Raw genomic sequence first — 526 nt, 5'->3', positions numbered from 1 at the left:
GCCCATCCCTTCATCGTCCTGTGGCTGTGCGCACGCTTTATATTGCATGACTTCAACGGTGTGGAGTCGATAATGGATATTCCAGTACATTTACCCAACGCACATGTCTGCAGGAACAGCAAAAGATGGAGTCCTACCTTAGCCTGGCGTTCTACGAAGCGGTTGTACGACAGGCGGTGTGGAAACTCCTTGCGCATGTGGTTACATACATAACCGAGGTAGAAAGACTTGAGGTCTCGGTGGCGCAAGATATGGAACAGTACGAGAATGGTCATCACCTCGCTGTCGGACATGAGGCACTGGCGGTTGCGGCGACGTTTGCCGCAGATGTCCAGCGTGTGTTTTTTCAGTTCGGGAGCAAAATATTTGCAGAATTCATCGAGAATACAGAAAATTTCTATTATATTTGCATCAGTCATGGGAATGAGATATTTTTATGTAACTTATTGATTATCAACTATAAAGGTACTAAAAATATCTCATTCCCACAACTTTTTCAATCGTTTTCTTATACCGAACTCACGTA

1 protein-coding gene is annotated in these 526 nt (G+C 44.5%); it reads right to left on the bottom strand.

Annotated elements, in window-relative coordinates:
- Window positions 1–419, bottom strand: a 419-nt coding sequence (locus H6A34_RS14605) for a transposase (protein ID WP_275955213.1), incomplete at its 3' end; no start/stop codon positions are given.
- Between the last annotated feature and the right edge of the window lie 107 nt (window positions 420–526).

The sequence above is a fragment of the Marseilla massiliensis genome (assembly GCF_016899855.1).
Taxonomy (GTDB): Bacteria; Bacteroidota; Bacteroidia; order Bacteroidales; family Bacteroidaceae; genus Prevotella.
The sequence above is the reverse complement of the archived record's forward strand: the minus strand, read 5'-3'. Positions and strand labels throughout refer to the sequence as shown.